This is a genomic window from Novosphingobium sp. Fuku2-ISO-50 (genome assembly GCF_001519055.1).
In the GTDB taxonomy this organism is placed as follows: domain Bacteria; phylum Pseudomonadota; class Alphaproteobacteria; order Sphingomonadales; family Sphingomonadaceae; genus Novosphingobium.
This window is the reverse complement of record NZ_KQ954298.1, coordinates 94,467-107,879: the sequence shown is the minus strand read 5'-3', so window position 1 is coordinate 107,879 and position 13,413 is coordinate 94,467. Positions and strand designations below refer to the sequence as shown.

Annotated in this window: 10 protein-coding genes; 5 read left to right on the top strand and 5 right to left on the bottom strand. The window is 61.3% G+C overall.

The window, feature by feature from the left end:
- Positions 1-398: 398 nt before the first annotated feature.
- Entirely contained in the window at positions 399-1,820 is a 1,422-nt protein-coding gene (locus tag AQZ50_RS16100) for a DUF6880 family protein (protein ID WP_067747750.1), read from the top strand.
- A gap of 57 nt (positions 1,821-1,877) precedes the next feature.
- Here the strand turns inward: AQZ50_RS16100 and AQZ50_RS16095 are convergent, their stop codons facing one another.
- Entirely contained in the window at positions 1,878-2,798 is a 921-nt protein-coding gene (locus AQZ50_RS16095) for a carbon-nitrogen hydrolase family protein (RefSeq protein WP_067747748.1), read from the bottom strand.
- Positions 2,799-2,990: 192 nt separating this feature from the next.
- On the opposite strand from AQZ50_RS16095, the gene AQZ50_RS21035 reads away from it, so the two are divergent.
- From AQZ50_RS21035 to AQZ50_RS16080, 4 genes are all read left to right on the top strand, one after another.
- Positions 2,991-3,743: a lytic transglycosylase domain-containing protein gene (locus AQZ50_RS21035; RefSeq protein WP_231730350.1), complete on the top strand. Its 753-nt coding sequence runs from the start codon at positions 2,991-2,993 to the stop codon at positions 3,741-3,743.
- A 422-nt stretch (positions 3,744-4,165) separates the two neighbouring features.
- Positions 4,166-4,303 (top strand): benenodin family lasso peptide, encoded by a 138-nt coding sequence (locus AQZ50_RS20780; protein ID WP_197412525.1) that lies wholly within the window; start codon positions 4,166-4,168, stop codon positions 4,301-4,303.
- Positions 4,304-4,350: 47 nt separating this feature from the next.
- A complete protein-coding gene (locus AQZ50_RS16085) occupies positions 4,351-5,016 on the top strand; it encodes a lasso peptide biosynthesis B2 protein (protein WP_082703717.1) in 666 nt (221 codons plus the stop codon).
- Positions 5,013-6,761, top strand: coding sequence for an asparagine synthase-related protein (locus AQZ50_RS16080; protein WP_067747745.1), 1,749 nt, complete (start codon positions 5,013-5,015; stop codon positions 6,759-6,761). The genes AQZ50_RS16085 and AQZ50_RS16080 overlap by 4 nt, the downstream gene beginning before the upstream one ends.
- A 7-nt stretch (positions 6,762-6,768) precedes the next feature.
- On the opposite strand, the gene AQZ50_RS16075 is transcribed toward AQZ50_RS16080, so the two are convergent.
- The 4 genes from AQZ50_RS16075 to AQZ50_RS16060 all read right to left on the bottom strand — a co-directional run bounded on the left by AQZ50_RS16075 (position 6,769) and on the right by AQZ50_RS16060 (position 13,204).
- The gene (locus tag AQZ50_RS16075) at positions 6,769-8,886 is read right to left on the bottom strand and encodes an Atxe2 family lasso peptide isopeptidase (RefSeq protein ID WP_067747743.1); all 2,118 of its coding nucleotides are present in this window, start codon (positions 8,884-8,886) and stop codon (positions 6,769-6,771) included.
- 2 nt (positions 8,887-8,888) lie between these two features.
- Complete coding sequence (locus AQZ50_RS16070) at positions 8,889-11,480, bottom strand: TonB-dependent receptor (RefSeq protein ID WP_067747741.1); 2,592 nt, start codon at positions 11,478-11,480, stop codon at positions 8,889-8,891.
- Between the two features lie 99 nt (positions 11,481-11,579).
- Positions 11,580-12,590 (bottom strand): FecR family protein, encoded by a 1,011-nt coding sequence (locus AQZ50_RS16065; RefSeq protein ID WP_067747739.1) that lies wholly within the window; start codon positions 12,588-12,590, stop codon positions 11,580-11,582.
- Positions 12,587-13,204: an RNA polymerase sigma factor gene (locus tag AQZ50_RS16060; RefSeq protein WP_369801432.1), complete on the bottom strand. Its 618-nt coding sequence runs from the start codon at positions 13,202-13,204 to the stop codon at positions 12,587-12,589. The genes AQZ50_RS16065 and AQZ50_RS16060 overlap by 4 nt, the downstream gene beginning before the upstream one ends.
- Positions 13,205-13,413 lie beyond the last annotated feature (209 nt).

Sequence of the window (13,413 nt, the reverse complement as noted above, 5' to 3'; positions counted from 1 at the left end):
GCGCATTGGGCAGTTTGTCCCGTGCACACCCACGGATTCGCAGCGTTGAAACTCGATCGCTTCGGCCTGATTCAGTCCCTCACGAGTCTTAATACCAAGCCGCGATGAGGCAGGCGCACGCGGGGGATTCCCCAAGCCCGAAAAGTCTGAATCTATGGGACCAGCAATGGAAGGACTGACTCTTGTCTGACTCCCAATGGTCGGAACCTACCTGTCGCTTCGCGGCCAGGGCCAGGGCCAGTCATACGGAAGCCCCAAACCCGCATAAATGAACGACCCGTTTCGGCGATCCGCGAGCAAGCCGCGAATGTCGGCTCTGCGGGCGCTTCCGGCATTTGTGGTAGCCTTTGACGGCGCGCGCGGCTTGACCGGCGCAGGATGCCTTGCAAAAGTCGGCCATGGCTTCCGAAAAGACTCTGAACGCCAAGAATTTGGCTGCGCTTGGTGCGGAGCGCCTGGCGGAGTTGCTGCTCGAGTTGGCGACGGGGGATGCCGCCGCAAAGCGCCGATTGCGGCTTGAACTGGCCAGCCGCAGCGGCGGCGGTGATGTCGCGGCGGAAATACGTAAGCGACTCGCTGCGATTGCCCGGTCGAAATCCTTTGTCGACTGGCGAAAGATCAGGCCGCTGGCGCAGGATCTCGACATGCAGCGGGCGGCGATCATGGATCATGTCGCCCCGACCAAGCCCGCCGAAGCCTTTGATCTCCTCTGGCGGTTGCTGGAGATGGCGCCATCGATCTACGAGCGGTGTGATGACAGCAACGGGACGATCGGCAACGTCGTCGCCATCGCCTTGGAGGATCTTGGCACAGTTGCAGGGCATGCGGCACTGGTCCCTGCCAGACTGTCCGAGCGGGTCTTCGCAGGGGTCTGCGCCAACGATTACGGCCAGTTCGACGGTTTGATCGCCCTGATGGCAAAGCCGCTTGGGCGGGAAGGACTGGAAACGCTCAAGGCTCTGTTCGAGAAATTGGCCGCAAAGGCGCCGCCGGGCGAGCGCCGCGTGATCGGGTATGGCATGGGCGGTCCTCTCTACAAGGACGACTATCTTGCGAGGAACCACGCGCGAACGGTCCAGTCGGCGCTGACCGAAATCGCCGATGCGCTGGGCGATGTCGATGGATATATCGCGCGCTTTTCACCGGAAGAACGCGCCAACCCGGCCATCGCCGCGCGGATTGCAGAGCGCCTTTTGGCGGCCGATCGGGCGGCGGAGGCCATGACGGCGCTGACTGGTGCCGAAGCCGAATTCAGGAGCGGCAGGCATTGGCCCGATTGGCAGCGCGTCCGGATCGATGCGCTCGATGCCCTGGGACGATCGGACGATGCGCAGAGCGAGCGCTGGGCCATTTTCGAGCGCACGCTGAATGCCGAATACCTTCGGGCCTATATCACGCGCCTGCCCGATTTCGACGACGAAGAGGCGGAAAACCGGGCTTTGGCCTATGTTGGCCAATTTCCGATATTCAGCCAGGCGCTGGCCTTTCTGATCGATTGGCCGGCACACGACCTTGCGGCCAAACTCATTCTGGCGCGCCATGCCGAACTCGACGGCAATCACTATGAGTTGCTGACCCCGGCAGCCGACGCGCTGGAGCAACGCCATCCGCTTGCCGCCACGCTGATGCTGCGCGCGATGATCGACTTTTCACTCATCAACGCCCGATACAAGCGCTACGGTCACGCCGCCCGCCATCTGCAAACTTGTGCGCACCTTGCCAAACGCATCGAGGATTTCGGGGATCATCCGGACCATGACGCCTATGCGGCGCACCTCAAGCAGGTTCATGGACGCAAGACCGGCTTCTGGAACGCGTGATTTTGGCGCGAGGGGTCGCAGCCGCCCTGCCCCTGCGATGAACCGGCTGGCATGGTCCTATGTGAAAACTGTCCCGTTACGGGGACGCTCATCAATGTGCAGGCTGAACAGATCCGGTCTGGAATAGTGCCCCACCACGTCCAAATCATAGCGCGCGCGGATGATTTCGGCGGTGTCGATCTCGGCAACGAGCAGCCCGGCCTCACCCGTCATCGGCCCGGCAATGACATCCCCGAGCGGGCCGACGATCATGCTGCCGCCGCCGATCAGCGGCCTGTCGGCATCCCATTGCGCGATGTCCTTGCCCAGTTCGGCGGGCGAAGGCTGCACCTGGCAGGCGCTGATGACGAAGCAGCGCCCTTCGTGCGCGATGTGGCGCATCGAACTGCGCCAGATGTCACGCTCGTCAACGGTCGGCGCGCACCAGATTTCGACGCCCTTTGCATACATCGCGGTGCGGAACAGCGGCATGTGGTTTTCCCAGCAGATCGCCGCGCCGAGCTTGCCCGCCCGGCTGTCCACAACGGGCATGGTCGATGCATCGCCTTGCGACCAGATCAGGCGCTCGGTGCCGGTCGGCATCAATTTGCGATGTTTGGCAACGACGCCGCGTTCAGGCTCGATGAACACGGCGGTGCAGAACAGCGACGACCCTGCGCGTTCGATCACGCCAAGCACCAGTGTGGCACCGGTGCGTGTGCTCATTGCGGAGAGAGCGGCCAATTCCGGCCCGTCCATGTCGACGGCGTTGGCATGGTAGGACGCAAAGGCGTCGCGCCCTTCCGGCGTGCGATAGCCAAGCCGCGTGCCGAACTGCTCGCCCTTTGGGTAACCGCCCAGCAACGCCTCCGGCATGACCACCAGGCAGGCGCCAGAGGCCGCAATGCGATCTTCAAGGGCCAGGATGTTTTGCAGCGTGACGGCTTTGCCCGCGTAATCGGAACCGATCTGCAGCGCGGCGACAACGATTTTGCTCATGAGCCGGATGTAACCCCGCAGCCGTCAGATCGACAAGACCCGCTTGCACCATGGCTGCGATCGACACCCGCCCGGTTCCATGGATTGTCTTCGTTGTTGTCATTTTGCGAAAAACGGGCAGTTTGGCATTGCGATATCCGGACCGGGCCACGCTGAAAGTGGGGCCTCGTGCGTTCCAGACCAATCAAAGCCGTGCTGTCGGTCGCATGCCTGATTGCCGCGCAATCGGCAGTCGCGCATGGCGTGGTGATGCAGCAGTTCTCGTCGCAAGGTCGTGGGCACGATGTTTTCGTTCTCACACCTGAGGTCCAGCCACGGCAGGACAGAGATCGCGATCAGCCTCAAGCGCTTATGGCTGATTTCGAAGCCCTCGCCACCCCGAACGAGCGGCGTCCAACACCTGCGTTCAGCACGCCCGGACCAAGCGAACCATTGATGTCTGAACTTCTCGCTGGTCGCGCGCACGCTGCCGCTGCCCGCGCATGCGTGGCCGATCCCTATCGCCCTGCCCCGGCGCTGTCGCCGATGACTGAACGCCGCCGCGCCACGTGGTATACCACGATGGTTGGCGCTGCCTGCGCGGCGGGTGTCCCGGTAAACCTGTTCGACGCGCTGGTGATTGCAGAAAGCCGATACAATCCGGCGGCACGCAGCCCCAAGGGCGCTGTTGGCCTCGCACAATTGATGCCGGAAAGCGCTCGACGTTTTGGCGTCGGCAACGTCTGGGATCCGGATGCCAATTTGCGCGGAGGCGCGAGGCTGCTGCGCACGCTGCTCGACGAGTTCGGTCGCTTTGACCTGGCACTTGCCGCCTACAATGCTGGTGCCGGACGCGTGCGCGCCGCAGGGCAAGTGCCAAGGATCCCGGAGACGCTACGATATGTCTCCAGCATCCTGCTGACAATGCGTGACCAGTTCATGGGAAAGGCAGGGAAATTGCCATAGCCGATGCCGGGCCAAGCCGGACAGGTCGGTTCCGCAGAATTCGACTTCGCGCCGAAGATCCCAAATAACAATGAGGATTGATCCGGTCGGCTAGGAAGGGATTACAGACTTCAAGTCCATCACTTCAAATGTCGCGAAAATGGTGAGAATTTTCCCCTTGAAATCAGATCTTAACAGATCAAAATCGATCTCACGTCCGGTTTTACCTGACGTGTGACCGGGTTCCGGCGCGGATGTCCAGGCAAAATGCTAAAGGCGCCGGTGCGTGCTCCCAACGCGCGCTTTCCACAGCTCGGTCACCTTACATCCCGACTTATCCATCCATACAGCGATTATAATTGGATTATAAAATTCAGTTCACGGTTCCAATTGATCATCATTTCCGTGCGGCTGCTGGAGTCGCAAAACAGATGGAGATGATCATGGAAAAGACCTTCGACAATTCCGTCGACGAGCTGATCGACCTCGGCTCGGTCACGCAGGAAACGCGCGGCGCCACGATGGGTCACGAAGACACCGGCGGTGGCCGCCAGATCGTCGCCGGCCTGACCGACGACTGACAGGATGCGCGCGCTTCGGCGCGCGCATCTCATTTGCGAACAGCACTATGCCCGAGCCCGCAATGGACATCCATTTTTGCGTCATCGGCGGACGAGCGATATTTCTCGATCTGCGCCGCAATCGCTATTTCGCTCTCCCTTCGAGAACAAACGGCGCTTTCGTGACCATCGCCGGCGAACGCAGTCTTGGCGCCATAAGAACGAGCGTGTTCGATCAGATCGCCGTGGGCGCAATGCCTTCCGGTTTCGGCTTTGCCGGATCGCACACCATGAACTCTTCAAAGATCGCCACCCCAGAAAGCGACCGTCTGGCCGCGCAAGAACAGGCTGCCACATCACCAGCGCTGGTATTGCTGGCCTGGTCAGCGGTTGCCGTGGCCAAGATCCTTGTTCAGCTTTGCCCCTTGTACCGGATCCTTTCCGGGCTTGAGAAAAGCAGGGCCAAGACCGTTCGGCATAAGGACTTCGCAAACATGGACAGGATTGGCGCTGCCTTTCGCAAGGTACATCCGTTTATGCGAAGCGACGGCAATTGCTTGCCGCTGACTTTGGCCTTCGTTTGGCTTTGCCGACGTTTCGGCCACAGTCCGGCTTTGATCATCGGTGTCCGCGTCAATCCGTTCTCGGCACATTGCTGGAGCCAGGACGGCGCGATCGTTCTCAACGACGCCTATGAACGAGTTCAACCCTACCTGCCGATATTGGTCTCATGACCAGCCAGGGATGGGTGGTGATCGCCGGTCCGAATGCAGCACGGCGTGCTGAGCTGGCAGCAGCCATGGTCGATCGGCCTGACTGGCGACAATGCGTATTCAATGGCCCGGCTGCAGTCTTCACCCAATCGCAATGCCAATACGCAACGCCTCCCGGAACTGCCGATGCAGGGGTTTTGGGCACAGTCTTCACGCGCCACGGCACGAGCTATCACCAGGGCACACTTGAGGATGCTGCCTGGCGAAACCTGTGCTGCGGATCGATCGGCCAGTTCTTCGAACGCTGTTGGGGTGGTTTCGTCGCCCTGTCGTCGAGCGCAGAAAGCCTGCAAGTCAGCCGCGACCCGTCTGCGGCCATGCCATGCTACTATGCGCATGCATCCGGGGTCGTGCTGGTCGGTTCGAGCATTGCGCACCTGATTGCCGCAGGGTTGAGGAAGCCGACGATTGCCATGGACCAACTGGCCCGAAGCCTTTTTCGGGCCGACTTGTCGTCGCAAGAGACCGCATTCGTGGGCGTCAGTGAACTCCTGCCGGGCGATTGCCTTCAGATCGACCGCGACGGCCTGCACATTCGCCATGTCTGGTCCCCATGGGACCACGTCGCCATCGACGAGACAATCGGCTTCCTTCGGCATGCCGAGCAACTACGGGATGCCGTCGAGAACTGCGTGGCGGCGTGGGGCACAACAGCACACAGGACATTGGTGGGCGTCTCCGGCGGGCTCGATTCCTCAATCGTGGCGACCTGCCTGGCCTCGAAAACGCCGAGACCGGTTTGCGTGACAGTCTCCACCGCCGATGCCGAAGGTGATGAGCGGGTCCACGCCCACCGGATATGCGACCATCTGAAGCTTGCGCTGCAGGAAGCCGACTATGACCTCGACGACATTGATATCGAGCGCCCCGCAAGGCCCGATCTACCGCGACCGACGGGACGCATGATCGCGCAGGCCTACAATGCTGCGGTGACACGAGTGGCGCATGGAAACGGCGCTGATGCGTTCTTCACCGGAAATGGCGGCGACAATGTCTTTGCTTTCTCGCAGTCCGCCGGCGCGATTGCGGATCGTTTGCTGCATGATGGGCCATGGATCGGTGCATGGCAGACCGCGCGGGATATATGTCAGCTCACGGGGTGCAGCCTGATTCAGGCCTGGCGATCGGCACTACGCTTGGCAATCGGGCCGCATAGCTACAATTGGAAACCCGATCGGGGATTCCTGCATCCGGACGTTCTGCGCAAACTGGATCGCGAACCACTGATGCATCCATGGCTCGATGCTCCCAAAGGAGCACTGCCCGGTAAGGCGGCGCATATCGCAGCCTTGTTGCGTATTCAAAGGCACCTCGAAGACACCGGACAATTGAGCGCCGTTCGCGTCATCAACCCCTTGATGTCGCAACCTATCATCGAGACCTGTCTGGCCATACCAAGCTGGATGTGGTGCCGGGGCGGCAGAAACCGCTCCGTCGCGCGTCACGCCTTTCGCAATGTCATGCCGCCCTCCATCACCGACCGCGTGTCCAAAGGTGGGCCGAGCGGCTTTGGCACGCGCATCATCAACACATTCCATGATCGCATCATGGGCCGTTTGCTCGAAGGCCATCTGGCGGCTGGCGGCATTGTCGATCGAGCAGCGCTGGAACGCCGCCTGCGCGACGACCGCCCGGATTGGGGAACAGAGCAAGTGCGCGTCCTGGAACTGCTCGAAGCCGAGGCTTGGATCGACCATTGGCGTTAAGCCGGGATCATGACTTGGGCCGCCGTTCGCGCAGCGCGGTCCAGCGGGCCAGCTCTTCCTTCGACGCGTCGATTGGCTCCTCGCTTCCCAACCAGAACTCGAACCAGGCCAGGCTGCGACGATAGATCGCAAGCCGATGGGCCGGTTGCCACTTCACATGATATTCACCAGGAAAAACATACATTTCTGCAGGCTGGTGATGGTCCTGCAACGCGGTGATGGCAGTTAGGGCATTCATCAATTCGCTCTCCGGTTCCTGGATCAGCATGGGCACATCAAGGCGTGCGGCATTCTTGGCGATCGAAACCGGATCCCAGACCGGATCGCTGTCGCTCATCACACTGGGATAGGTTTCAGCGAAAACGGGCATTGCGCCCGGCCCGACGCTGATGGCGAGCGACGAATCCCAGCAACAGGAACTGAATGCCGCAGCCTTGAACAGATGGCTGTTGATGAGGGCGTAGTAAACGCTGGATGCCCCGTCGCTGAGCCCAGTGATCCCAAGGCGATCAGGGTCGGCGACGCCTCGATCGATGGCCAGTTTGATTCCGGCCTCGATTGACGATTGGTTGCTGCGCCGATCAGCGAAACCCTTGTCGGCGCTCCGTTGGGCCTCGGCCAGCGTACGTGCACCGTAGCCGACAAATTGCGGCTGATTCACACTCAGCACGGCAAATCCGTGCGCGGCGAAGAGCTGGATCGGATATTCATCACCCGTCCCGCCACGCAGAAACCCACGCGATTCATACTGTACAACGATCAGCGGATAGCGCTTGCCAGGTTCATAGCCCACCGGCAGGACGAGGTCGCCAAAGGCTTCCAGGCCTTGCGCATTGCGCCAGTGCAGGCGCTCAACTTTGCCGAGCTGGAGTGTCCGATATTCGGGATTGGGATCGAGGAGGTCTGTGTCCCGACCGGACGGCAGATCGATCCGGTCGATATAACGGGGGCGCAAGCTGCCATCGCGCAAGCAGATGACAGCATCCTGATCAGGCACGCAACTGGCGAGCACATCGTTGGTCCGGAAGACGCGCTGCGGCGGCCCTTCATCTGGTTTCCACTCATAGATGGCGATGGCTTCACGATCCCATCCCTCGCGATGCATGAAGCGCAGGCGACCATTGCTTGCCCACCACATGTCGGAAATGTTGCCTGGGCAAATTGCGGACGGGCACTCGATGACCTTGCCATTTGCAAGCCGTGCCGAGAGCTTCATCTGCGGTGGGAAATGCTCCCCATCAATCGCAAGCCAGGCCTGTTCACCGCGTGGTGAAGTCACTGCAGCCATTGCCTTCGGCGGAACAGCAGAGCCCCAGTTGAACAATGCTTCCTGCGCTTTGCTTGCTCGTTCCGCTTGGGCGCCCGGCGTGTCCGTCTGAACCCAGGTCGAATAAGGCAGTGGCCCCGGGACAAAGGGGCGACTGCTCGTCATCGGCGAAAAGCGCGCGTCATAGTGAAAGCCGCTGAGCCCTTCGGCGTCGATGGCCTTGAGACCCTGCCGATATTCTGGTTGCGCCTTGTAGACCACAGTCCGATCATCGGCAGCGATCCGGAAATCGAGCACATCATCGACGCCGTGCGTGACAGCCCTGCTGCCCGATCCATCCGCTTCTGCACGCCAGACCTGCACAGTGCCATTGACCTGCTTGAGGAACAGCACTGCCTTTCCATCGCTTGTCCATGTCGGCAAGCGATTGACCGCAAGGCCATAGGGAAAGCCGGCCTTGCCCCGAAAATCATTGTCGCGGTATCGGATCAGCTCGCCGCCCGTGTCGATAGGAACCGGCTTGGCCTCATGATCAAGGGCAAGAACGAACATGCCGAGGCAAAAGCTGTTATTGGCGGGATCTGCCCGGCGCATTTCGAACGCGAGCCTGGTGCCGTCCGGAGACAAGGCAATCGCCTTGGGATTCCCGGGGACTTGCCCTGCCCAGATCGGCGTATCGAAATTGGCACCAATGTCGCGCAAGCGCACCAGATCTTCAGCACGCAGCCTGCGATCTTCAATCGCGCGGGCAACGGGCTGAAGAGCAGTGGCGCAGTCCTGCGCCGCCTCCTCGCAATGGGCCTTCGGCACAAAGGCAAGGGCCATGAGGGCGCCGACGATCACTGGGCTGATCCTCATCCTCAAAACTCCTTGGAAATGCTGACGCCGATCACCCGGCCCGCAGCCGGATAGTTCGTCGAATCATAGGGTGGGTCGGTCGGGATCGAATTGCGGATCACCGCAGGCTTGGCGTTGAACAGGTTCTGGACCGACAACGCGAAGGTCATGCCTGAGCCAAGCCCGCTCTTCGCTTTGGAGCGCCATTGTCCGACAAGATCGACTGTCTTGAAGGAGCCCACACGCACGTCGGGGGTGTAGCGGTTATCGATGGTGCCACCGACGTAACTGCCGAACGCTGAAATCGTGACGTTGTTCTGCTGCCAGCTCGCGCCCGCACGACCGCGCCAATGCGGTGGATTGAAGATCACGCCCGCCATCTGCAACTGCGGAAACCCCGGACTCAGCTGCTCTTCGCTCTCGAGGTAACTTGCCGAACTTTCGAGCTTGATGAAGTTCTCATGGCCGAGGTCAATCTTGTAACGCGCGGCAAGGTCGAGACCCCGCACGTGCTGGGTCTCCGCGTTCTGCAGCGATGTGTTGATGATGCCGCCAACCGCAGATGGATCGAAGGGCGCCCCGGTCTGATTGCTGAGCCCTTGCGGCAGGTTGGCAATTGCCGCCGCAACGGCTGCGGCCGATGGCGCGATCGTGACATATTGGGCATAGACAGGATCGGTGAATGCCCCCAGCACGTTGGCAACAGGCGAGACGACGCGATCGCGATAGTGGATATCAAACCACGTCGCTTCGACTTCGAGACCAGGGATAGCCGGCGGCGCGACGGTGATCCCGACATCCCAGGTCGTTGCCTTCTCTGGCTTCAAATCGGGATTGCCGCCGGACAAAAGGAGGACCGGCAGATCCGACGGTGCGCCCGGAAAAACCCACGCCGGAAGCAGATCTCCCTCTTGCTGTTGATACTGCTGATAGAGCGTCTGGGTCTTGAAGGATTTGCCCCATCCGCCGCGAATGGTGACCGCCGGATCGGGGCGATAAACGACGCCGATTTTCGGCGTCACCAGCTGCGCATTGCCGGGATAATCCTCGTAGCGAGCAGCAAAATCAAACTGCAGCAGGTCGACCAGTGGCACGCGGTTGATATGGCCGACGAGCGGCAGCGAGAGTTCGCCATAACCGAACCAAACCCCTCGCCCGCTGGTCGTATCGGTGGTGACCGCACTGACACCGCCGCTTTCCTGATTGACCAGGATGTCGAGACCGACATGGCGATACCCGCCGCCGACGGCCAGCTTGACGTCGCCGCCAGGCAGCTTGAACAGGATGCCTTCAGCCCCGATTTCGCCGGTCGCCAGGTCATTGTCGTAATTGAGCCGCGATTGCAGCGTTTCGACACCGCTCAAATATTGGTGCGCGAGGACATGGTTGTTGCTGAAGCCGTAAACACCGGTGGCCGATACCGTCCATGAGCCGCCCAGACCCCAGTGCAATGTCGCCGAGACATTGGCAGATTGGACCACCGGTCGCTGCAGCAAGCCATTGGTCGTCACACTGCTTGTGGTAAGAAACGGCGCCGCTGTCTGCGATACGCGATGGTTGTACTGCGCGTCGAGTTCAAGACTGAGATCGTTCGTGAGATCCTGATGCCCCGCCGCAATCAGGCTGTATTGGCTCTGCCAGGGAACCAGGGTGGAGGAAGGGTCGAGATTGCTGGTGTAACTGCGCTGCCCCGCGGTAATGGCCGTGACATTGGAGTAGCTGCCGGCCACCATAAAGCCCCCGCCGCTCCACCGACTGCCGGTCAACAGGTCATATTGCTGTTGCGTGTCACCCCCATCGGGGGCGCCACCAACCCGCGCCGAAGCGAGCAAGCCCTTATAATCACGACGAAGGATCACATTGGCGACACCGCCGACTGCATCTGAGCCGTAGAGCGCCGAGGATCCATCCGTGACGATCTCCACACGATCGATCGCCACAAGCGGGATTTGCGAAATGTCGACGCCCTGTGCGACCGTGTCATAAGCGAGGCGATGGCCGTTGAGCAGCGTCAGCGTCGCGGCTGGCCCGAGCCCGCGCAAATTGAGCGCTGAGGACGAACTGCTATTCTCGTTGTCGGCGCCCTGATCGCCGCCGCCGGTAACGCCCGGGTTCTGGCCACCGGAAAAGTTTGCGGGAATCGAGCGAATGAAATCGCCAAGATCGTGATGCCCCTCCCCCTCGATTTCGCTCCGGCTCACCTTTTTCACCGGGGCCGATGGGACCGCGCCGCGAATGTGAGTGCCCGTCACAATGATTTCCGGGTCGTCCGTTCCCTCCGGATCCGCATCTGCCCCTTGCGATCGCCCCACGATGACGATCGCACCTTTTGAAAAGCGCGCCTTGAGGCCAGAGCCCTTGAGCAATTGCTCGATTGCCTGACGCGCGGTGAGCGAACCCTGAAGGTGCGGCGCCGACACGGCGTTCACATCCTGTGCCGAAGCATAGAGTTCAAGGCCCGCGCGCGCGGCAACCGCACGCAGGGCGTCGCCAAGGTTTTGCGACGACAGATCGAACGCATAGACAGCTTCCGGCCTGCCCTGCGCCGATCCCGGGCAAAGGCCAAGCGCGGCCCCGGTCAGCAGCGCCGCGACGATCGATGTTCGCTTCCCCATTTCGTTCCCCCCTGTTGCTTGCCGGCTCCACGAAACGGAGATCGGCTGATGGGGAACATCGACGCAGGATTTGCCCGGACCTTAGCGGCGCCCGAAAAATTATTTTGGCGTGAGATGAATGCCGTCGGCGCGGCGGGACACATCGAGACCGAAAACCTCGGCAATTCGGCCGACGAAGGCGTCGGTATCGGTCAGTCGAAAACGGCCGGACGCCTCCAGCGAGCCGCTCGTCGCTCCATCCAGGACGACGGGTATTTCGGCATAACGATTGGCCTGCTCGATCAGCACAGCAAGCGGAACCGCACGATATTCGACCCAGCCCGAAGGCCAGCCTGCGTCATTCACCTCGCTTAGTCGAGATGGTGGGGGCATCGCCTGGAAATCCGACGCGCGGTAGCAGAGGTTATGGCCGGCAAGGACATGCCGCGCTGGCGCCGTATAGACAGCCGGGCGCACGACGGGTTGAACCTCTGCGCTTCCGCTGATCAGCCGCACCATGATCTGCCGGTTGTCGTAACCGACATCGAACGTCGCGGCCGTAGCAGAGACGGTTCCCGCGCCCGCGGTGACAAGGAATGGCCTCGAATCCCGGCTGATGATGAAGCGGGCTTTACCTTGTTCAAGTTCGAGATGCCGGGTCGAACCATCCATGGCAACGGACAGTTTGCTGTCGGTATCGAGCGTCGCCAGGGAACCGTCTGCCAGGCGGAACGTGCGAATTTCGCCATGCCTGGTCGCAAGCGACGACGCCAACGCCGGTGTGGACTTCGGAGCATCGGCACCGCCACGCCCGAATGGATTGCCAAACAGAACCAACGCAATCGATGCGGCCGCCGCAACAAGAGCGCTGCCGACAAGCCACCGCGCAACGGGCCTGATGCGGCCTGATCCTGCGCCATGACGCGCTGATTGCTTGAGTATCCCGGCATCGTCGAAATGCCGGACAGCCCATTCATGCGCCCGCCGGTGCTCTGGCGACTGCGACAGCCACGCCTCGAAACGGCCTTTGAGCACGGCGGCATCAGGCCCCCGCATCCGGACCAGCCACGCGATGGCCTCGTCCTCAACGCCCGAGGTTTCGTCCTGCACATCGCCAACTGCGTCGGTCATCGGCCCGCGTCCACAGCCCGGGCGATCTGTGCCAAGGCCTTCATCATATGGTATTCCACCGTGGCGATGCTGATTCCGAGCCGTTCATGAATCTCGCGATAGCTCAGCTCATCAACGCGATGCATCAGGAAAACACGGCGGGTCTTCTCCGGCAGAGCATCGACCGCGCCTTCATAAAGACGCATCAAGTCGCGCGCCTCAAGGTGATGTTCCTGCTCGGGCAAGCTGGCGGCGTGCTGTTCTTCATCGAGCGGAAAGACGATAACATCATCGGCGCCGCGTCGCCGCGACCGATCGATCAGCAGGTTGCGCGCCACCCGCCGCAGGAAAGCAGCCGGATTGTTGAGCCTGCCGACTTGCGCACTCCCGGCTGCGCGCACGAACACCTCCTGCAGCATGTCCGGTGCAGCATCATATCCGGCGCGTCTGCCAAGGTAGCGCAGCAAAGACGGCCCTTCGTTCCGAAAGGCGTGATCGAGGACCGCAGTGGTTGCCGCAGCGGAAGGACCGGTTTCGCGGGAGTCTGCCGAAGCATCCGCACAGCCATCCGGCCCCGCAACGAGACGTCGCGAGGCTTTGCCAATTGCAAATGGGCCGAAAGGTCTGGAAGACACGAACCGATCAAGCAGGCAGCACCGAACAAGCCGGAATATCCGGCTGCGTCGGCTCCAGTGCTCTGCCGTCGTTCAGCCGCCTGCGAGAGCGGCCTCACCCGATCCGGCCGCCCGTCCGCTTGATGGACCGGCGTTCATGATGCCTGGCGGAAAAATCCACGTCGCGATGGCCAGAAATAACGCGCCGCATCAGCAGCATGCCGTCATGA